The organism is Myxococcus eversor (assembly GCF_010894455.1).
GTDB classification, from domain to species: domain Bacteria; phylum Myxococcota; class Myxococcia; order Myxococcales; family Myxococcaceae; genus Myxococcus; species Myxococcus eversor.
In genome coordinates this window covers 233,671-253,182 of the sequence record NZ_JAAIXY010000011.1, presented here as the reverse complement: position 1 = coordinate 253,182, position 19,512 = coordinate 233,671, and the positions used below count along the sequence as shown (strand labels likewise).

The 19,512-nt window shown below is 70.1% G+C and carries 17 protein-coding genes; 10 read left to right on the top strand and 7 right to left on the bottom strand.

Annotation, left to right across the window (positions count from 1 at the left end):
• Nucleotides 1–270: 270 nt before the first annotated feature.
• The 6 genes from menE to G4D83_RS23150 are packed head-to-tail and all read right to left on the bottom strand — an operon-like array spanning nt 271 to nt 7,717.
• On the bottom strand, nt 271–1,713 hold the full coding sequence (menE, locus tag G4D83_RS23175) for an o-succinylbenzoate--CoA ligase (RefSeq protein ID WP_163866985.1): 1,443 nt from the start codon (nt 1,711–1,713) through the stop codon (nt 271–273).
• Complete coding sequence (locus G4D83_RS23170) at nt 1,710–2,870, bottom strand: mandelate racemase/muconate lactonizing enzyme family protein (protein ID WP_163866984.1); 1,161 nt, start codon at nt 2,868–2,870, stop codon at nt 1,710–1,712. The genes menE and G4D83_RS23170 overlap by 4 nt, the downstream gene beginning before the upstream one ends.
• Nucleotides 2,871–2,879: 9 nt before the next feature.
• Entirely contained in the window at nt 2,880–3,803 is a 924-nt protein-coding gene (locus G4D83_RS23165; protein WP_163866983.1) for a 1,4-dihydroxy-2-naphthoate polyprenyltransferase, read from the bottom strand.
• Nucleotides 3,800–4,660 (bottom strand): 2-succinyl-6-hydroxy-2,4-cyclohexadiene-1-carboxylate synthase, encoded by an 861-nt coding sequence (gene menH / locus G4D83_RS23160; protein ID WP_163866982.1) that lies wholly within the window; start codon nt 4,658–4,660, stop codon nt 3,800–3,802. Before menH ends, G4D83_RS23165 begins: the two co-directional genes overlap by 4 nt.
• A complete protein-coding gene (gene menD, locus G4D83_RS23155) occupies nt 4,651–6,420 on the bottom strand; it encodes a 2-succinyl-5-enolpyruvyl-6-hydroxy-3-cyclohexene-1-carboxylic-acid synthase (RefSeq protein ID WP_163866981.1) in 1,770 nt (589 codons plus the stop codon). The genes menH and menD overlap by 10 nt, the downstream gene beginning before the upstream one ends.
• Nucleotides 6,404–7,717 carry an isochorismate synthase gene (locus G4D83_RS23150; protein ID WP_163866980.1) on the bottom strand — a complete coding sequence of 438 codons (1,314 nt, stop codon included), beginning with the start codon at nt 7,715–7,717 and terminating at the stop codon, nt 6,404–6,406. Before G4D83_RS23150 ends, menD begins: the two co-directional genes overlap by 17 nt.
• 104 nt (nt 7,718–7,821) lie before the next feature.
• Here G4D83_RS23150 and aroF point away from each other — a divergent pair, with 104 nt between their 5' ends.
• From aroF to G4D83_RS23110, 8 genes are all read left to right on the top strand, one after another.
• Entirely contained in the window at nt 7,822–8,739 is a 918-nt protein-coding gene (gene aroF, locus G4D83_RS23145; RefSeq protein ID WP_163866979.1) for a 3-deoxy-7-phosphoheptulonate synthase, read from the top strand.
• Nucleotides 8,736–9,425 carry a bifunctional demethylmenaquinone methyltransferase/2-methoxy-6-polyprenyl-1,4-benzoquinol methylase UbiE gene (gene ubiE, locus G4D83_RS23140; RefSeq protein ID WP_163866978.1) on the top strand — a complete coding sequence of 230 codons (690 nt, stop codon included), beginning with the start codon at nt 8,736–8,738 and terminating at the stop codon, nt 9,423–9,425. Before aroF ends, ubiE begins: the two co-directional genes overlap by 4 nt.
• A 37-nt stretch (nt 9,426–9,462) precedes the next feature.
• A complete protein-coding gene (locus G4D83_RS23135) occupies nt 9,463–10,008 on the top strand; it encodes a shikimate kinase (RefSeq protein WP_240356512.1) in 546 nt (181 codons plus the stop codon).
• Complete coding sequence (locus tag G4D83_RS23130) at nt 10,005–11,276, top strand: shikimate dehydrogenase (protein ID WP_163866976.1); 1,272 nt, start codon at nt 10,005–10,007, stop codon at nt 11,274–11,276. The genes G4D83_RS23135 and G4D83_RS23130 overlap by 4 nt, the downstream gene beginning before the upstream one ends.
• Entirely contained in the window at nt 11,273–12,292 is a 1,020-nt protein-coding gene (gene aroC, locus G4D83_RS23125) for a chorismate synthase (RefSeq protein ID WP_163866975.1), read from the top strand. Before G4D83_RS23130 ends, aroC begins: the two co-directional genes overlap by 4 nt.
• Nucleotides 12,289–13,359, top strand: a complete 1,071-nt coding sequence (locus G4D83_RS23120; RefSeq protein ID WP_163866974.1) for a 3-dehydroquinate synthase — start codon at nt 12,289–12,291, stop codon at nt 13,357–13,359. The genes aroC and G4D83_RS23120 overlap by 4 nt, the downstream gene beginning before the upstream one ends.
• Nucleotides 13,356–14,645 carry a 3-phosphoshikimate 1-carboxyvinyltransferase gene (locus G4D83_RS23115; protein ID WP_240356511.1) on the top strand — a complete coding sequence of 430 codons (1,290 nt, stop codon included), beginning with the start codon at nt 13,356–13,358 and terminating at the stop codon, nt 14,643–14,645. Before G4D83_RS23120 ends, G4D83_RS23115 begins: the two co-directional genes overlap by 4 nt.
• A gap of 77 nt (nt 14,646–14,722) precedes the next feature.
• Nucleotides 14,723–16,024 carry a citrate synthase gene (locus G4D83_RS23110; protein WP_163866973.1) on the top strand — a complete coding sequence of 434 codons (1,302 nt, stop codon included), beginning with the start codon at nt 14,723–14,725 and terminating at the stop codon, nt 16,022–16,024.
• A 138-nt stretch (nt 16,025–16,162) separates the two neighbouring features.
• Here G4D83_RS23110 and G4D83_RS23105 read toward each other — a convergent pair whose 3' ends face one another.
• On the bottom strand, nt 16,163–17,983 hold the full coding sequence (locus tag G4D83_RS23105) for an AMP-dependent synthetase/ligase (protein ID WP_205522696.1): 1,821 nt from the start codon (nt 17,981–17,983) through the stop codon (nt 16,163–16,165).
• An 81-nt stretch (nt 17,984–18,064) separates the two neighbouring features.
• Here G4D83_RS23105 and G4D83_RS23100 point away from each other — a divergent pair, with 81 nt between their 5' ends.
• Together G4D83_RS23100 and G4D83_RS23095 are read left to right on the top strand one after the other, a co-directional pair.
• Nucleotides 18,065–18,439, top strand: coding sequence for a hypothetical protein (locus tag G4D83_RS23100; protein WP_163866972.1), 375 nt, complete (start codon nt 18,065–18,067; stop codon nt 18,437–18,439).
• A 177-nt stretch (nt 18,440–18,616) separates the two neighbouring features.
• The gene (locus G4D83_RS23095) at nt 18,617–19,324 is read left to right on the top strand and encodes a bifunctional nuclease family protein (protein WP_163867080.1); all 708 of its coding nucleotides are present in this window, start codon (nt 18,617–18,619) and stop codon (nt 19,322–19,324) included.
• Nucleotides 19,325–19,512: the final 188 nt, after the last annotated feature.

Genomic DNA, 19,512 nt, shown 5'->3' with positions numbered 1-19,512 from the left:
TCGAGGGTGAGCGCGTGAAAGGTCCCTTCAAGGGGCCGCACGAAAGCTCCCATCCGAGGGAAGGGCTCTGACGAAAGCGGTTCGTTTCACGATTGATTGACACATCAATCCACTCCCACCTCAGACTACCGGGTTCCCACGGCGACGCCCAGTGGCGCGCAAGGACTTCGCGCAAGGGGCCAGGCGCGGCGCAAGGGCTGCGCGGGCACGTCGGCGGACTGGCCGTGCTCCACGTGAACTGGTGGGGCTCGCGTGCTCGACTGCTCGAGCTCACTCCTCGGCGGCCTTGCGCAACGCGGGGCGCTCCAGCTTCCCCATCGCATTGCGTGGCAGGGCCTCCACCCAGAGGAACCGCACCGGCAGCTTGAAGCCCGCGAGCGACTGGCGGCACCAGGCCTCCAGCGCCTCCGCCTCTGGATGCGGCTGGCCCGCGCGCAACGCGAGGAAGGCCACGGGGACTTCGCCCCATCGGGAGTCAGGCACGCCGACGACGGCGGCCTCCTGCACCGAGGGATGATTGGCGAGCACCGCCTCCACCTCGGCCGGGTAGATGTTCTCCCCGCCCCGGACGATGAGGTCCGTGCGGCGCGACAGCACCGTGAGCCGGCCCCGTGCGTCCAACACACCAAGGTCCTTCGTGCGCAGCCAGCCGTCGCGCAAGACTTCGCTCGTGGCCTCGGGTCTTCGCCAATAGCCCGCCATCACCGTGGGGCCACGCACCTCGATGTCGCCCTCCTGCCCGGGGCCTCGCATGTCGCCGTTCTCTCCGACGACGCGAACCTCCAGCCCAGGGAGCGGTGGCCCGGCGGTCCGCCCATCCGCGTCAGAAGGTCGCTCCGTCGTCACCTGTGAGCATGCCTCGGTCAGCCCATACGTCTGGAGCGCGAGCAGTCCCACGACGCGCGCCCGCTCCAACAAGGGCACGGGCACAGGCCCTCCACCAATCAACGCCAGCTTGAAGGACTCCGGCACGCGACGCCCGGCTCGAACGTCCAGCACCCGCTCCAGCGTGGTGGCGACGAGGCTCGCGTGCGACACGGCCTCCTCGTCGATGGCGCGACAGGTGGCTTCCGCATCGAAGCGCTCGTGCAGAACGAGGCAACCGCCCTCGTATGCGGTGCGCGTGAGCATCGCGAGCCCACCGACGTGGAACAGCGGCAACGTCCCAAGCCAACGCGGCGCACGGTGTTCTCCCAGGTTCTCCGCGGAGCCACGTGAGGACGCCCGGAAGTTCCCCTCCGTCAGCACCGCCCCCTTGGGCCTTCCCGTCGTCCCGCTGGTGAAGAGGACGACACGCGGCGCGCCCTCCTCCAGCGCCACGCACGTGTCGGACGAAGGCGCTCCCGCGAAGGTCTCCAGCGCCTCAGCGCCGACCAGCCGCTCACGCAGGGTTCCCAGGACAAGCGTCAGACTCGGATCGACGTCCTGGGCCAGGGGCTCCAGCTCCGCGCGGGTGAGTCGCGCATTGAGCGGCGCCAGCAAGGCTCCGAGACGACCCAACGCCCAGAAGAGGAACACGCAGGCCGCGTGATTCGTCGCCAGCACACAGACGCGATGGCCCGCGCCAATCCCGCGAGCCTCCAGCGCGGCCACCCACCGACGCACCTCCGCATCCAGTGCACCGTAACGCCACGAGCGCCCCGCGAAGGTGAGCGCCTCCACGTCCGGATGACGCGAGGCTCCTTCGCGAACGGGACACCCGTACTTCGTCACACCAACGCCCCGGCATCCAGGCCCAGCCCAGGCGACTCCGGAAGACGGATACGTCCGTGGACGGGCTGGTACTCATTCCAGTCGGGCTCCTTCGCGAAGAGCCGCCCCACCGCGAGCCCCGAGGCCAGCACGCCCGAGGGCAGCGCGGCGGCCAGGTGCGCGGCGCCCGCTCGGGCCACCACGCCATCCAGCGAGCTCGTCACATACGCCTGCATCCCCAGCCGCGCGGCCCGCATCGCCACCACGAGCCCGGGGAGCAGTCCGCCCAACACCATCGGCTTGAGCACCACCGCGCCCACCGCAGGTCCGCCGCCCAACAGCGGGTCCACCGACAGCAGCGCGCGCAGCGTCTCCGGAGAGCCGAGCGACTCGTCCGCCGCCACCATGCACGGCGCCCTTCGCTGCACGCGCCACAGGGCCGACAGGTCCTCCGGCGGCGTCGGCTGCTCCACCAGCTCCAGGCCGTACCAGCCCAGCTTGTCGAGCGCTCGCTTCGCCTCGGGCTCGGACCAGCCACCATTCGCGTCCAGCCGCAGCTTCACGTCCGGCCCCACGGCCTCGCGCACCGCCTTCACGCGCTGCTCGTCCGCCTCCAGCGAGCGCGTCGCCACCTTCAACTTCAGCGTCCCGTAGCCCTCGGCCACCGCGCGCCTGGCTTCCTCCGCGAGCGCCTCCGGGGACTCCTCACCCAGCAGCGCGTTCACCAGCACCTCGGGACGCGACTCCTCGGCCAGCAGCCAGCACAGCGGAACGCCCTGGCGCTTCGCGAGCAGGTCCAACAGGGCCAGCTCCAGCGCATGCTCCGCCGCGGGCACGGGACACGGCGGCGCGGGATGACGGGCCCGGACGCGGACGCCCTCGCCACGTGCCACCGTCGGAGGAAAGGGCGACAGCGTGTCCTCGACAGCGCGCACCGTGTCGCCCAACATCTGGCCCTTCAGCGACGACAGCCACGCGCCCAACACCTCACCGCACACCGCCAGCGGCTCCGTGCCGAACTCCGGCAGCGGCATCGCCTCTCCGAGCCCCACCCGCCCGTCCTCGTCCTCCAACCGCACGAGGAAACCCTCGCGCGCGGAGTAGGAGCCTCGGGCTGTCTTCAAGGGCTGGAGCAGCTCCAACTTCAGCGGGGTCAGCGTCGCCTGGACAATGCGCATGAGCTCACATCATCGCAGGTACAGGCCCACGCCGAACAGCAAACCGAAGAAGAGTTGGAAGCGCGCCGTCCCGCCCAGCGCCGGGTTCAGCGCGGCCCCCTGCTCTCGCAGCACCCGCTTCAGCGGCGGCACGACGAGGGGCGCACTCAAGAATGAGAGAAAGACCCAGGGTCCCGCGAGTCCCAGCGCGAACATCGCCACCGGCGTGGCGAACGAAGCCACGAGCAGCAGCACGTACTCGGCCTTGCCCGCCGTCGTCCCCCAGCGCACCGCCAGTGTGCGCTTGCCCGCCTTCACGTCCGTGGTGACGTCCCGCAGGTTGTTGACGACGATGAGCATGGTGCCGCTCGCGCCCACGGGGATGGCCGCCCACCACGCCGCCGCATGCACCGTGCCGGCCTGCACGTAGAAGGTCCCCGTCACCGCGACGAGCCCGAAGAAGATGAAGACGAAGAGGTCGCCCAGGCCGTTGTAACCCAGGGGGAACGGCCCGCCCGTGTACGCGTAGCCACAGAGGAGAGACGCGAGGCCAATCGCGACGATGGGCCAGCCGCCCACCGCCACGAGGTACGCCCCCACCGCCGTCGCCAGGCCGAAGCAGATCGCCGCGCCCAGCAGCACCGTGCCCGGCGCGATGAGCCCGCTCTGCGTGACTCGCACCGGCCCGAGCCGCTCGTGCGTGTCCGCGCCCTTCTTGAAGTCGTAGTAGTCGTTGATGAAGTTGGTGCCGATCTGGATGAGCACCGCGCCCAAGAGCGCCGCCAGCGCCGGGACGATGCGCCCCACGCCCAGACCGAACGCGAGCGTCGTCCCCACCAGCACCGGCACCAGCGCCGCCGTCAGCGTCTTGGGGCGGACCGCCATCAACCACGTCTTCACCGTGGGCCGAGGCTTCACCATGGCCACCGGAGCTCCCGGCACGGACGTACTCACGGGTTCACCCTCCCAGGGCTCGCCGTCGGAGTGGCGGCCTCGAACTGGGGCGCCTCGTACCAGGGCGTCTGGAGGAACCCCAGCACCTCTCGGGAGTAGTCCTCGGGCGCCTCCAGGTGTGGCGCGTGGCCGCAATCCGAGAAGGCATGGCGCCACACCACCGGAAGCTCCGTCGCCATCTTGCGCGCCGTCTGCGTGAACTTCTCGTCCCGCGCGCCCGTGAGCAGCAACGTGGGCAGCCGCTGGTGATGCAGCTCCGACCAGTAATCCGGTTGCACTCCGAGCCCCAGGCACTCCAGCGCCCCGGCGAGCCCCTCCACGGTGCAAGCGCGACGGTGCGCGCGCAGCGTGTCCCGGCGATCCTCGGGCATGGCTCGCAGCCCGTCGAACATGGGCAGCGCCTCCCAGCGCTCCACGAAGGCGTCCACGCCTCGCGCACGGATGAAGGCCGCGAGCCGCGCGTCCGCCTCACGTCGCGCGGACCGCTCCTGTCGTCGATGCAGGCCCGGTGAACCGCTCTCCATGATGAGCCGACCGAACCGGTCTGGTGCGCGCACGGCCGCGGCCAGCGCCACCCGCGCGCCCTGCGAATAACCGAGCAGGTCCACCGTGCCCGCGCCCAGCGAGTCGACCAGGGCGACCAGCGCGTCCACCGTCTCCAGGAAGCCGTCGCGGCCCTGTCGCGTGGGCAATGGCGTGGCGCCATGCCCCGGCAGGTCCACCGCGATGGCTCGCACTGAGCGGCCCAGCAGCGGACGCAGTCCGTTGAACGAAGCCCGGTTGCCGGTGAAGCCGTGCAGCAGCACGAGGGGCCGGGAGCCTTCTCCCCATGTCTCGCAGGCCAGTGTCACGCCCATGGTCCGTCTCCCAGTGCGGCGGCCATCCTCGCGAAGAGCTGCCGATGGTCATCCACGTTCGCGGCCCGGTCCACGCGAACCTCCACGAGGTGCAGGCCGCCTTCGAGTCCTTCACGTACCGCCGACCGCAGCGCGGTGGGAGTCGTCGGCCGGTGCAGCCGCGCCCCGCCGAGCGCCGCCGCATGCGACAGGTCCACCCCGTGCGGGGTGCCGAACAACGTCTCGAACTCGTCTGGCTTCGCCGCCTGCGCGATGGGCAGGAACGAGAAGATGCCACCGCCGTCGTTGTTCACGGCGACCACCGTCAGCGGAACGCGCGAACGCGACGCCGTGACGAAGGCGCCCACGTCGTGAAGCAGCGCCAGGTCGCCGGTGAGCAGCACGGCGGGACGCGAGGCCGCGGCGGCCATGCCCAGCGCGCTGGAGATGATGCCGTCGATGCCATTCGCCCCACGGTTGGCCAGCACCCTGAGAGGCACCGGACCCGCCGGCGCGAACGCGTCCACGTCGCGGATGGGCATGCTGCTGGAGACGAACAGCGGAGCACCCGCCGGAAGCGCGGCCACCACCTCGCGGGCGATGCGCGGCTCACTGAGCAGTTCGGGTCGCTCGGCGAACGCGGCCTCGAGCGCGCCTCGCGCCAGTCGCTCCGCCGCGAGGAAGCCCTGCGCCCACCGTCCCGGGCCTCGGGTCTGTCCCTTCGCCAGCGCCGCGCAGGCCGACACCGCCGAGCCCTCCACCACCGTCGACGCGCGATGCGTGGGGTCGAACAACGCGCCCCCATCACTGAAGAGGACGACGTCCGAGCCCGACGCCTCCAGCCACTGCTGCGGCGACTTGGGCGTCAGCCCGCCACCGAAGCGCAGCACCAGCTCCGGCCGGTGCGTCTTGGCGAAGGGCGCATGGCGCAACAGCGCGTCGTAGTACGAGAGCGTGAGCGGCCCACCGCCATAGCGCGCCTGCGACGTCGCCTCGGCGAGCACCGGGTAGCCCGTCGCCTGGGACAGCGCGGAGATGGCGTCGGCGAACCCGTCCGCCTCGTCGCGCGGTCCACAGACGATGACACCCCGCTCCGTCGCTGCGATGCGCTGACGGACGGACTCCAGCACCGCCGCGTCCGGCACTTGCATCGGCGGCACGATTCGCGTGAGCGGCGCACCCGCGCGGCCCGCCTTCGACAGCTTGGACAGGTGCTCCTCGCCGAAGGCCTCGGTCACCGGCGCGAGCGGCTCGCGGAAGGGCACGTTGAGCTGCACGGCACCACGCGGCATGCGCAGCGCGGTGGCCACGGCCCGCGCGGCGGTGGCGCGCAGGTGGATCAACGCGACGTCACTGGCCTCGGGGACGCCCACGTCCGTGAAGCTGCGCGCGTGCGCGCCATAGAAGTGCGCCTGGGGCACCGTCTGCGCCGCACCCCAGCCCTGCAGCTCCAGTGGCCGGTCCGCCGTCAGTACCACCAGCGGCACCTGCGACAGCGAGGCCTCGATGACCGCGGGATAGAAGTGCGCGCCCGCCGTGCCGCTCGTCGCGACGAGAATCACCGGCGCGCGGGACTGCTTCGCGAGCCCCAGCCCGAAGAAGGCCGCGCCGCGCTCGTCGATGATGGACCAGGTGCGCAGGCCCTCCGCGCGAGCACACGCCAGCGCCAGCGGCGAGGAGCGCGAGCCCGGGCACACCACGGCGTGCCGCGCGCCACCGCGAACCAGCTCCTCCACGAGCGCGCGAGCCCACAGCAGGTTGAGATTACTGTCGCCCGACATCCCCGCCTCCCAACGCACGCAACACGGCCAGACTCTTCATCTCCGTCTCCCGCCACTCCGCCTCCGCGATGGAGCCGGCCACGATTCCGCAACCCACGAACAGCCGGGCCCTCGAGCCCCGTACGCGCGCCGAGCGCAACCCCACCATCAGGTGCGCACGCCCCGGCCCCATCCAACCGACCGGCCCCGCATACCAGCCCCTGTCCAGCCCCTCATGCTCCACCAGGAACGACAGCGCTCGCTCGCGAGGCGTCCCACCCACCGCGGGCGTGGGATGCAGCGCCCCCACCACCTGCGCCGCCGACACACCCTCGCGCAGCTCCGCGCGGATGCCCGTCCGCAGGTGCACCACGTTCTTCAACGCCAGCAACTGCGGCTCCGCATCAGCCCGCACGTCGTCGGTGGCCAGGCCCCGCACCGTCGCGAGGATGTAGCGCACCACGGCCTCGTGCTCGCGCACGTCCTTGTCCTGGCCGCGCAACCCCTCGGCCAGATGCGGCGCGGCCGTCCCCGCGAGCGCCTCCGTCTCCAGCACCCGCCCCTCCACCCGACACAGCGTCTCCGGCGTCGCGCCCAGGAAGCACGTCCCGTCCGGCGCTCGAAACAAGAAGGTGGCGCAGCGAGGGTTCTGCTCCCGCAGCCGCGCCAGCACGTCCACCACGTCGAAGGGCGCCGGCCCCTCCACGTCCACGGCGCGCGCCAGTACCACCTTCTGGAGCTGTCCCGAAGCAATGGCTTCCAGCGCCCGCTCCACCCGCGCCTCGAACTCCGGACGCGACGACGTCAAGGACAGCGAGACCTCGCCTCCCCGCGCATGTCGATAGGCGTCCGAGAAGCGCGCGCGCACCCGCTCCAGTCGCGAGCGCACCGCGTCCTCACCGCCCCGTCCCTCGGGCGCGAAGGCCGCCACGGCCAGGCCGTTCGCGGTGCGCCACACCAGGACTTCCGGCAGCGTCCAGCGCGCCACGCCGTGCGCCGCCCAGGCCTCGTCGGGAAGGCCCGTCGCACCGAAGCGAATCCCGCCGAACCAGGGACCCGGAAGGTCGTCGGGCACCTCTCCCAACCAGCGCAGCGACGTCGCGGCCAGCGAGTTCAGGACCGCGGGCACCTGCCCGGACTCCGACGCCACCACCACCGCCGCCTCACCCCACCCCGCCGCCGCTTCCCGCTCCAGGGGCCGCTCCCAATACACGGTGGGAACGCCCAGCGAATCCGCTCCGGAGAGTGGATCCACCGCCGCCAGGGGCATCATTCCGGCCACCCAGCGCTGGCCCTCAACGGGATTGAGCGTCTTCATCAGCGGTCCTCATCCGCGACTGCCCTGAAATCACCTTCGGTTGTCTTCTAAGCCATCTCGGCTATACATGCACCAAGGAGTTCAAAACCTCTTGAACTCGGTGGATGGGAGGGCTCGTGGGAGGCAAGCAGCCAGACGAATCCGTGCCGGTAAACGCCGGGAAGGACACGGGTGCGCGGCGAGTTCTCCGGGCATTCCGTCCCGAGGGCACGCGTGTCCGCGCGGGGACCGTGGAGGTAGGCGGCCCGGGGTTCGTCGTCATGGCTGGCCCCTGCGCCGTGGAGGGTGTGGAGCAGGTGGAGCGGACCGCCGCCGCCGTGGCTCAGGCGGGTGCGCATGTCCTCCGCGGTGGCGTGTTCAAGCCTCGCACCAGCCCCTACGCATTTCAGGGCATGGGGGAGCCGGGGCTTCAGTTGCTGGCCGACACCGGACGCCGGCACGGGCTGCCCATCATCAGTGAAGTGATGGAGACCGCGCAGATTCCCTTCATGGCGGAGTCCGCGGACATCCTCCAGGTCGGCGCGCGGAACATGCAGAACTTCTCCCTGCTGCGCGCGCTGGGAAAGATTCGCCGCCCGGTGCTGCTGAAGCGGGGGCTGTCCGCCACGGTGCAGGAGTGGCTGCTGGCGGCGGAGTACATCCTCGAGGGCGGCAACGAGCAGGTGCTGCTGTGCGAGCGAGGCATCCGGACGTTCGAGACGGAGATGCGCAACACGCTGGACCTGGCGGCCGTCGCCTGGGCCAAGCAGCGCACGCACCTGCCCGTTATCGTCGACCCCTCCCATGCGACGGGACAGGTGGAGCTCATCCTCCCCATGTCGCTGGCGGCGGCGGCGGCGGGGGCGGATGGGTTGTTGATTGAAGTCCATGCGAAGCCGGAGCAGGCGCTGTGCGACGGGGCGCAGGCCCTGACGCCGGAGCGCTTTCAAACGTTGATGCAGCGACTGCCAGCCGTGCTAGACGCGGTGGGCCGACACCTTTGGAGGCCGGAGAGTCCGGCCCAGGTCGTGAGGGCGCGATGAGTACCGAAGTCCGTCAGATGTTCTCCTCCATCGCCACGCGGTACGACGTGACGAACGAGGTCCTGTCGTTCGGCATCCACCGCCTGTGGCGCCGCACGGCCGTGCGCCTGAGCCGGGCCAAGGAAGGCGACAGCGTCCTCGACTGCGCCTCCGGCACGGGTGACCTCGCGCTCGTCTTCAAGCGGAAGGTGGGGAGCAACGGCCGCGTCGTGGGCACGGACTTCTGCCCGGAGATGCTGGAGAGCGCCCCCTCGAAGGCGGCCAAGGCGGGCCTCCAGGTGGACTTCCAGGTCGCCGACGCGATGGCCCTGCCCTTCGCGGACAACAGCTTCGACGTGGCCTCCATCGCCTTCGGCATCCGCAACGTGGATGACCCGGTGAAGTGCCTCAGCGAGATGGGGCGCGTGGTGAAGCCGGGCGGCCGGGTGGTGGTGCTGGAGTTCGGCCAGCCCCAGGGTGCCTTCGGAGCGCTCTTCCGCTTCTACAGCAAGACGGTGATGCCGGCCATTGGCGGCCTGCTCACCGGCAACCGCGCGGCCTATGAGTACCTGCCCCGCACGTCGGCGGCCTTCCCCGCTGGAGATCGTTTCCTGTCGCTGATGGACCAGTCCGGCGCCTATGCGGAGCGAAGCGCGCATCCGCTGACGTTCGGTACGGCGAACGTGTATGTCGGCACCGTCCGCTGAAGGCCGCAGAAGACTCGTCGAGCATGTCCTCAACTCAGTGGATCCCCGGCTCGCGCCGACCCTGAGAGAAGCCGTCGCGCGTCCGGGGCCCACGCCCCGCCCGGACGCGGGCCAGACGGTGGTGCTGTGTGGCCACCGCAGCGCGGGCAAGTCCACGCTGCTCCCCCGCGTCGGCGGGCTGCTGGAGCGGCGGGGGCTGGACCTGGACGCCCACCTGGAGCAGGTCCACCGACGCCCGCTGCGCAAGTGGGTCGCGGAGGCGCCCACGGAGTTCCGCGCCGCCGAGCGCCGCGCGCTCCTGGAGCTTCCCGCTGGAACCCTCGTGGCGGTGGGTGGCGGCTTCCTCTCGCACCATCCGGACGCGCTGGCGGGGATGTTCACCCTGCTCATCCCGGTGACGTTCGAGACCTACCGCGAGCGGCTCCTCACGGACCGGACCCGCCCCCGGCTGCGTCCGGCCCTCTCCCTGGAGGAGGAGCTCTCCTCCGTCTTCCATGAGCGCGAGGCCCTGCATGCCCGCGTTCCCACCGTCGCCCTGGTGGACTTCCTCCGGGGCTGCCTCCACCTCGAGGAGTCCCCGTGACGCCCGCCCGGCGTGTCGTGACGCTGCCTCCCACCCTGCTCGGCACCGACGCCGTGCACTTCGCCCGGGAGTGCCAGCGTCGCGGCGCCGACGTGCTGGAGATTCGCACCGACCTGCACGCCCCGGAGGCCGTGGACCCGGCGGCGCTCGCGACCGTCCTCCCGCTGCTCGTCTCCGAGCGTGGCAAGCCGCTGCCCCCGTCCTGGCTCTCCGCCGCGTGGCGCGTGGACCGGGACTTGATGGACGCCACCGGGCACCAGGGCTCGCTCGACGCGCCCTCCGGCAAGCTGCTCGCGTCGCACCACGCGGACCGGCAGCTCACCACCGACGAAGCGCTGCGCCTGTGGGAGCGCGCGGTGCCCCCCGACGCGCTGGTGAAACACGTGGAGCCCATGGCCCATCCGGACCATCTCGGCACACTGCTGGAGACCCAGCGTCGGATGGCGGAGCGGTTCGGCGTGACGCGTGTCACGGTGCTCGGAATGGGCACGGTGGCGCTGCCCGCGCGGGCCGTGCTCGCCCGGAACAACGTGCTCGACTATGTGGCCGCTGGTGGCTCCTGGGCCGCGGCGCCGGGTCAGCGACTCCTCGACGATGTCGTCCGGGAGTGGCGCGGCGCGGACCGCACCACGATTCCCGCTCCGCTGCGGCTGGGCATCTTCGGGATGTCCATCGCCCACTCGCGCTCGCCGCGCATCCATCGTCAACCGTTCGACCGCATCGACATCCCCGAGGGCGGCCCCGTCGAGGCGCTCCTGGACTCGCTCCTGCCCCACTACGCGGGCTTCGCTGTCACCAGCCCGTTCAAGAAGCCGCTGGCCCTGCACACCGGCTCGTCGCTGGACGCCATCAACACCCTGGTCCGCCGAGGCAACCGCTGGGAGTCCTTCAACACCGACACCGAGGGCGCCCGGATGGTACTGGAGCGCCTGGGCTCGAAGGAGGTCTTCGTCCTCGGGGACGGAGGCGCCACGTCCGCGCTGCGCACCGTGGCGGCCGAGCGCGGTGAAGCCCTGCGCATCCTCCGCCGGGCAGACATCCAGGCCCCCCTCACCGGGGCGGGTGTCTGGACGTGGCCGGTCCAGGTCGAGCCGCCGGATTCCCTGCGATTCGAGCGAGCACGCGTCGCGGTGATCGCATACGGTGCACCGGGCCGACGCATCGCGGCGGAGATTACGCGGCGCGGCGGCACCCCGGTCCTGCTGGGTGCGGCGTGGTTCGTCGCGCAGGCCCGGCGGCAGCGACAGCTTTGGGAGACCGCGACATGAACACCTTCGGAGTCCTCTTCCGTCTGACGACCTTTGGTGAGAGCCACGGCCCCGCGCTCGGCGCGGTGGTGGATGGCTGCCCCGCGGGCGTGCCCCTCACGCAAGAGCGCCTCCAGGCCGCGTTGGACCGGCGCCGCCCCGGCCAGTCCGCCCTTGTCACTCCTCGCAACGAGCCGGACCGGGTCGAAATCCTCTCCGGCGTCTTCGAAGACAAGACGCTCGGCACGCCCATCGCCGCCATGGTGCGCAACACGAACCAGCGCTCGGGCGACTACGAGCAGCTCAAGCAGGTGGACCGACCCGGCCACGCTGACGCCGTGTGGCGCGAGCGCTACAAGCACCGCGACCACCGCGGCGGTGGCCGCACCAGCGGACGCGAGACGCTCTGCCGCGTCATCGGCGGCACCATCGCGGAGGCGTACCTGGAGCGGGACATGCCCACCGTGCGCACCGTCGCGTACGTGTCCCAGGTCGGTGACCTCATCGCCTCCGTGCCCGCGCCGGGCCTTACGCGCGCCATGGTGGACGCGCACCCCACGCGCTGCCCCGACGAGGCCGTCCGCGAGGAGATGTCCCGCCGCATCCTCGCCGCGAAGGAGGCCGGGGACAGCCTCGGCGGCTCCATCGACATCCGCGTGGAGGGCCTGCCCGTGGGACTGGGCGAGCCCATCTTCGGGAAGATCAAGGCGCTCATCGCGCAGGCGCTCGGCAGCGTGGGCGCCATCACCGGTGTCGTCTGGGGCCCGCCGGATCTGCTCAAGCGAATCGGCCAGCCGGGCACCCAGTTCCATTCGGTCAAGGACGTCTACGGCGGCATCCAGGGGGGACTCACCAACGGTGAGCCGCTCCAGGTCCGCGCTTTCTTCAAACCCCCAGCGACGCTGGCGGACCACGCGAAGGGTGGCCGTCACGATCCGTGCATCATGCCCCGCGCCGTTCCGGTGCTGGAGTCCATGGTGTCCCTGGTCATCGCGGACCTCGTCCAACAGATGAACGCACGCCCCAACACCCTATGAGCCCCTACCCTCCCGGCGCCTACCGTCCTCCCAACGACCGCTGGGGTCCGTTTTCCCGACTCGCCAAACGCCTCCCCGAAGGCAGCCTCGCGGTCGTGGACCGCACCGTGGCCCGCCTGCACCCGGGACTCATCCCCGCGCTGGAGGCGCAGAACCCCCGCGCCATCGTCCAGCTCGTGGGCGGAGAGAGCGCGAAGAGCTTCAAGGCCCTGGAGAGGGTGCTCGCCGGGGGCCTGTCCCTGCCGCGCTCCGGCACGCTGCTCGCCGTGGGCGGAGGCACCGTGGGCGACGTGTCCACCGTCGCCGCGCACCTGCTCAAGCGCGGCGTGAGGTTGGTGCAGGTCCCCACCACGCTGCTCGCCGCCGTCGACAGCAGCCTGGGTGGCAAGGGCGCGGTGGACCTCACCGTGAAGGGCCGCGTGGTGAAGAACCCCGCCGGCGTCTTCCACTACGCCGAGGAGTCGTGGATCTGCCCGGAGCTGTTCGCCACGCTGTCGCCGACCCAGGTTCGCGAGGGCTCGCTCGAGGCGTGGAAGATGATCATCAGCCTGGATGCCGCGCTCTTCCGCCGCTACCTGCGCAAGCCTCCCGCGCTCGAGAAGCTGGTGAAGGACGCGCGCGCCCTCAAGGAGAGCGTCTGCGAGCAGGACCCGTACGAGCACAAGGGTCTGCGCCGGGTGCTCAACTTCGGCCACACCTTCGGCCACGTGCTGGAGAGCGTGTCCCACTTCAAGTTGTCCCACGGTGACGCCGTGGGTTTGGGCATCCTCCTGGCCCTGGACGTGGGTCGCCACCTGGGCGTCACCCCCGAGGCCGTGGCCGCCGAGGCCGAGCGCGCCCTCATCGACGGCCCGGGTGTCCTCGATAGAGAGCGAATCGCCGCCCTCCTGCGCCCCGCGTCGCTCAAGGACATCGCCACGCTGCTCGACGCCGACAAGAAGGCGGGAGCGCGGGGCGAGCTGCGCATGGTGCTGCTGACCGCCATTGGCGCCACCGAGGTCCGCGACGTAGCGGCCAGCACGTGGCGCGAGCTGTGGCCGGCGTGGACGAAGGCGGTACGCCCGTGAGCCAGAGCACCCGTCGAATCCTCCTGGACCCGAGCGGCCTCGTCGCCTCCCCGCTCACCCCGCCCGTCTCCAAGTCGGACGCGCAGCGCGCCCTGGTGCTCGGTCACCTCACCGGCGCCTGGCCCCTGCCCTCCGTCCAGGCCGAGTCGGACGAGGACCTCCCCGCCGACGTGCGCGTGCTGCGCCGGGGCGTGGAAGCCCTGCGCCTGCCGCCCGGGCCCGTGCGGGCCGTGGACTGCGCGGACGGTGGCGCCCCCTTCCGCATCCTCGCCACCCAGGTCGCGGTGACTCCGGGCGCGCGCGTGAGCCTCACCGGCACACCCCGCCTGGGCGAGCGTCCCCATGGCCCGCTCTTCACCTCGCTGAAGGACGCGCTCGGCCCCGCAGGCCTCACCCTCACCGAGGGGAGCCCCTGGCCGGTGGAGCTCGCCGCGCCCACGGACACCTCGAAGGTGTCGCCCGTCTTCCGGGTGCCCGGCGACCAGAGCAGCCAGTACGCCTCCAGCCTCCTCCTGGGCTGCGCCGCGCTGTTCCTCCGGGAGCACCGCGCATGGAGCGTCGAAATCGAAGGGACGCTGACGAGCGCCGGCTACCTGGAGCTCACGCTGACGTGGCTGGAACGGTTCGGCTTCGAGGTCCAGAAGTCCGAATCGCGCTACACCCTCTCCGGCTACACGCCCCCGCCGAGCGTCCCCTCCCTGCCCGGGGACTGGTCCTCATTAGGCTATCTCCTGCTCGTCGCATGGAAGGCCGGCGGCACGGTGGAGCGAGCCGACCCCGCGAGCGCCCATCCGGACCAGGCCATCCTCCGCCTCATCGAGCAGGTGGGCCTGGGCACCACTCCCACGGGTCCAGCACACACCCTGAAGGTGACGGGTCGTCCCGCCGGAGGCCTGCGGGCTTCAGGAAAGGAGTGCCCGGACCTGCTACCCACCCTGGCGGCGCTCGCCTGTGTACTCCCCGCGCCCTCCACGCTGACGGACGTCGGAATTCTCCGTCTCAAAGAAAGCGACCGGTTGGAAGGTATCCGAGACCTCGTGAAGGCCTACGGGGGCACCACGGAGCTCCAGGGGGAAATCCTCCACCTGACGCCTCCCGTGGCCCCTCCTGCCCGCTTCGAGATGGACAGCCGGGGGGACCACCGCCTGGCGATGACGGCCGCGACACTCAGCGTGCTGTCTGGAGCGACCCTTGTCCTCACGGGTCCTGATTGTGTCGAGAAGAGTTTCCCCGGCTTCTGGCGGCAGCTGTCCCGCTCGGGAGCGCGTATTTCCGAGCAGCTGTAGGAAGCATCAGTGTCTCCCCATCCGACTCATCGTTCTTTTTTGTTGAAAGCGATCCGCGCCCTGTGAAATCTCCGCCCATGCCCAAGGACACGCTGACGATCACCGACAATCGGACCGGCAAGACGTACGAGGTCCCGGTCGAGAACGGCTGTATTCGCACCAACGCCCTCCGACAGATCAAGGTCGCGGACGACGACTTCGGCCTCATGGGCTACGATCCGGCGTTCCTCAACACCGCGAACTGTAAGAGCGCCATCACCTTCATCGATGGTGACAAAGGCATCCTGGAGTACCGCGGCTACCCCATCGAGCAGCTGGCCGAGAAGTCCAGCTACCTGGAGGTCGCCTACCTCCTGCTGAATGGTGAGCTGCCGACCCCGAAGGAACTGGACAACTTCGTCCACCTCGTCACGCACCACACGTACGTGCACGAGAACGTGAAGTCCTTCATGGACGGGTTCCGCTACGACGCGCATCCCATGTCCGTGCTGGGCTCCACCGTGGCGGCACTGTCCAGCTTCTACCCGGAGGCGAAGTACACCAAGGACGAGCAGAGCCGCCGCATCCAGATCACCCGGCTCATCGCCAAGATGCCCACCATCGCCGCGTTCTCCTACCGGCACCTGATGGGGCTGCCCTACATCTACCCGGACAATGACCTGTCCTACGTCGCCAACTTCCTGGCGATGGTGAAGCGCGTCGGCACCGCGACCTACAAGGTCCACCCCGTGCTGGAGCGCGCGCTGGACGTGCTCTTCATCCTCCACGCCGACCACGAGCAGAACTGCTCCACCACCTCCGTGCGCACGGTGGGCTCGTCGGAAGTGGACCCGTACTCGGCCGTCACGGCCGGCATCGGCGCCCTCTACGGCCCGCTGCACGGCGGCGCCAACGAGGCGGTGCTGCGCATGCTCCGCGAGATCGGCCACATCTCCAAGGTCCCGGACTTCATCAAGTCGGTGAAGAGCGGCGAGGGCGAGAAGAAGCTGATGGGCTTCGGCCACCGCGTCTACAAGTCCTACGATCCGCGCGCCAAGGTCATCAAGCGCGTGGCCGACGAGGTCTTCGAGGTGACGGGCAAGAACCCGCTGCTGGAGCTGGCCGTGGAGCTGGAGCGCATCGCGCTGCAGGACGACTACTTCGTCAAGCGCAAGCTCTACCCCAACGTCGACTTCTACTCCGGCCTCATCTACGAGGCGATGGGCTTCCAGGCGGAGATGTTCCCCGTCCTCTTCGCCATTCCCCGCACGGTGGGCTGGTGCGCGCAGTGGGAGGAGATGGTCCTCGACTCCGAGCAGAAAATCGCGCGTCCCCGTCAGATCTACACGGGCCAGAAGCGCCGCGACTACATCGCCATGGACAAGCGCGCCGCGAAGTAGTCGGCGCGTCCCTCCAGGGATGACGTGAGAAGGGGCGAGGGACCGCGAGGTTCCCCGCCCCTTTCCCGTTGCGGGCTTCCAGAAGGCCCCGAGGCGCCGGAGCCCCAAGAGCTCCGGAGTCGCCCGCACCGCCCCGCTTCAGCCCGTCTGGGCCGCGCCGCCGGCCTCGGTGTACATCGACTCGATGAGCGCGGCGTGCTTCTGCTCCACGGCCTTGCGGCGGACCTTCAGGGTGGGCGTCAAATCCCCCGCGTCCACGGTGAGGTCCGTCTCCAGGACGACGAAGCGTTTGATCGTCTCGAAGCGGGAGAGCTTCGGGTTGATGTCCCGGTCCAACCCCTCCTGGAGGAGCTGGCGCAGGCGGGCGTCCTGGGAGAGCGTCTTGAGGTCCGCGGGCCAGCCCTTCTCCTGGGCCAGGGCGCGGCACCTCTCCACGTCCAGCGCCAGCAGGGCCACCAGGTAGTTGCGCCGCTCCCCTATCACCACCGCGTGGCCGACGCCGGGCAGGGACTTGAGGAGTTCCTCGATGTTGCCAGGCGCCGTCTTCTTCCCGCCGGAGGTGACGATGATCTCCTTCTTGCGGCCGGTGATGTGGAGGTAGCCCTCGCCGTCGAGCTGGCCCACGTCCCCGGTGTGCAGCCACCCGCCCTCCAGCAGCTCCTGGGTGGCCTCCGGGTTCTTGTAGTAGCCCATGCAGACGTTGCCGCCCTTGACGAGAATCTCTCCGTCCTCGGCGATGCGCACCTCCACGCCGATGAGGGGACGTCCCACGGTGCCCAGGTGGGCGGCCTCGCGCGTGTTCACCGTGCCTGGGCCCGCCACCTCCGTCATGCCCCACACCTCGTGGATGAACATGTCGATGGAGGCGAAGAACTCCAGCACGTCCCGGCCGATGGGCGCCGCCGCCGTGGCGAAGAAGTCCACCCGCTCCATGCCGATGCGCGTCTTGAGCGGCTCGAACACCAGCCGCTGGGCCAACTTGTACTGGGCCTCCAGCAACACGGGGATGCGCTCGTGGCGCTGGGCGCGCGCGTGCAGCTCCGAGGCGACGCCCCGGGCCCAGGAGACGATGCGGCGCTTCATGGGCGGCTGGGAGCGCAGCCCTTCGTCCGCCTTGGCCTTGAACTTCTCCCACACGCGGGGCACGCCGAAGAAGAACGTGGGCCGCACGTCCTTCAGGTTCGCCGGCATCGCCTCCACCGAGTCCGCGAAGTACACCTGGATGCCCAGCATCAGCGGGCAGTGCAGGGAGATGACCTGCTCGGCGATGTGGGACAACGGCAGGTAGGAGATGATGACCGAGTCACTCTTGTGCTTGAAGTCCACCGCGGTGATGAGCTGCCGGGTCGTCCAGGCGAGGTTGTAGTGGCTGAGCATCACCCCCTTGGGGTGGCCCGTCGTCCCGGAGGTGTAGATGAGGGTGCCCAGGGCCTCCGGCTTCAGCGCGTTGACGCTGTCCCAGTAGGGCTTGTCATCCACCCCGGTGCCCTTCTCCAGGACGTCCGCGTAGCGCAGGACGCCCTCCGGCAGCGGCGTGGAGGGGGCATCCAGGATGATGATGTGGCGCAGCTTGGGCAGCCGCTCGCGCAGGGCCAGGCCCGTGCGCAGGTGCTTCTCGTTCTCCACCACGAGGACGGTGGCCTCACAGTGGCCCAGGATGTACTCGAGCTGGTCCACCGCGCTGGTGGTGTAGAGACCTACCGGCACGCCTCCCAGCGCCATGGCGGCCAGGTCCGCGACGTGCCACTCCTCGCGGTTGAAGCTGATGATGCCCAGGGGCTGGCCCTCCCCATAGCCGAGCGTCCTCAGGCCCAAGGCGAAGCGTTTGACCCGCTGGGCGTAGTCGAACCAGGAGGTGGGGACATAGGAGCGTCCCCGTCGTGTCCAGAGGGCCGGCCGATGTTCCTGCTGCGAGGCCCGGTCATGGAGGGCATGCACCATCGTCTTCGGAAGGTCCATCCGACGAAGGTTAGCGGATGTAGGGGCGTCCCCACCACGTCCCCGATTCGCGGACGTTGACAGCTGGTTGGATGGCTTTGTATGCCGCGCCCGACCATGAGCATCGACTTCACCTGCCAGAAGTGCGAGGCAAGCTTCGAGCTTGACGTTCAAGACCTCATCGAGGGGACGGAGAAGATCGTCTGTCCCCACTGCGACGCGAAAGCGCCCGCGAATCTCTCGGAGGACTTCGTCGCCGCGCTCTCGGAGATGCGCGCGCAGATCGCCGTGCTCGACAAGAAGTTCGCCGTCTCCATGACGCTGGAGTCGGAGGACGTCGCGGACACCATCGACGACGAGGACGAAGAAGAGGATGAGGAGTCCGAGGACGAGGACGACGACCTCGACGAGGATGAAGACGAGGACGTCGAGGACGACGAGGACTACGACGACGAGGATGAGGACGAGCGTCCCTGACGTCCGCTCCCTTGCCCTCCGGGCGGGCGTTTCCCGCCGTCCAGGGCAACCTGGCTGAACCGCTGCCCTCCCGACAGGGTGGCGGGTGCGTAGTTTCAGGGTGTGAGAACACCCAACCGCGCCACTTTCTTCTTCGCCCCCCTGTCGGCGCTGTTGCTGGCGCTCGGGGGGGTCCTGATGCTCCCCGCCTTCAGCGCTCCGGGGGCCGTCGCGGCAACCCTTCCGGAGGCCTCCGGGGAGCCGTGCATCACCGAGCACGGAGGCGACCCCAAGGCCTGCGATGAGCTCGTGGAGCTCGAGGTGCAGGACGTCGTCCCGCTGGTGGAGGCCCAGACGCACGCCGTCGTGCTCACCACCAAGGACAAGCAGGTGGTCCTCCCCGTCTTCGTGGATGAGGCCTCCGCCGTCTCCATCGCCTTCCGGCTGGCGGAGCGCGAGCCACCCCAGCCGCTCGCTCAAGACCTGCTGGACGACGTCGTCGACCAGCTCGGCGCCAAGGTGACGGAGGTCCGCATCGATGACCTGCGCGACAACGTCTACTCGGGGCGCGTCTTCCTGGAGCAGGGCGCGAAGAAGATGACGCTGGAGGCCCGGCCGTCGGACTCCATCGCCATGGCCCTCACCAGCCATGCGCGCATCCGCGTCACTCGAAAGGTCCTCACCCTGGCCGGCATCAGCCGCGAGGAGATTGAGTCCCTCCAGAAGGGGGGCCCCGGCGTGGGTGGCAGTGGCCCCGGTGGCCTCATGGAGGAGCCCGAGGTGATGCCTCCGCCTGGGCTGCCCTCGCCTGGCCACCCGCCCATCGAAATGGACACGGACGCGCTTCCGCCCGGTCACCCGCCGCTCGGCGCGCCCCAGGGCAGCGGCAAGAAGATCGACCTCTAGTCCTCGAGTCGGGGGCGAGCAGGCCCGACGACAAGCACGAGAAAGCCCGGCCCCCCCTCCCTGGGAAGCCGGGCTTTCTCTCTCGAACATCGAGCACTTCTTGAAGACGCGGGCGCGGGGCCAACCCGGAGGTCAGCGCCGCGCCTGGGGCAAAGAGTTAGTCTCCCGGGCGCGAGGCTGTCAAGCCA

Bases quoted from the DNA above. Each gene is read 5' to 3' on its own strand.
- G4D83_RS23105 (WP_205522696.1), bottom strand. From the start codon at position 17,983: ATGGACCTTCCGAAGACGATGGTGCATGCCCTCCATGACCGGGCCTCG.
- G4D83_RS23150 (WP_163866980.1), bottom strand. From the start codon at position 7,717: ATGAAGACGCTCAATCCCGTTGAGGGCCAGCGCTGGGTGGCCGGAATG.
- menH (WP_163866982.1), bottom strand. From the start codon at position 4,660: ATGGGCGTGACACTGGCCTGCGAGACATGGGGAGAAGGCTCCCGGCCC.
- G4D83_RS23120 (WP_163866974.1), top strand. From the start codon at position 12,289: ATGAGCCCCTACCCTCCCGGCGCCTACCGTCCTCCCAACGACCGCTGG.
- G4D83_RS23110 (WP_163866973.1), top strand. From the start codon at position 14,723: ATGCCCAAGGACACGCTGACGATCACCGACAATCGGACCGGCAAGACG.
- aroC (WP_163866975.1), top strand. From the start codon at position 11,273: ATGAACACCTTCGGAGTCCTCTTCCGTCTGACGACCTTTGGTGAGAGC.
- G4D83_RS23100 (WP_163866972.1), top strand. From the start codon at position 18,065: ATGCCGCGCCCGACCATGAGCATCGACTTCACCTGCCAGAAGTGCGAG.
- G4D83_RS23170 (WP_163866984.1), bottom strand. From the start codon at position 2,870: ATGCGCATTGTCCAGGCGACGCTGACCCCGCTGAAGTTGGAGCTGCTC.
- menD (WP_163866981.1), bottom strand. From the start codon at position 6,420: ATGTCGGGCGACAGTAATCTCAACCTGCTGTGGGCTCGCGCGCTCGTG.
- aroF (WP_163866979.1), top strand. From the start codon at position 7,822: ATGGGAGGGCTCGTGGGAGGCAAGCAGCCAGACGAATCCGTGCCGGTA.
- G4D83_RS23095 (WP_163867080.1), top strand. From the start codon at position 18,617: ATGCTCCCCGCCTTCAGCGCTCCGGGGGCCGTCGCGGCAACCCTTCCG.
- ubiE (WP_163866978.1), top strand. From the start codon at position 8,736: ATGAGTACCGAAGTCCGTCAGATGTTCTCCTCCATCGCCACGCGGTAC.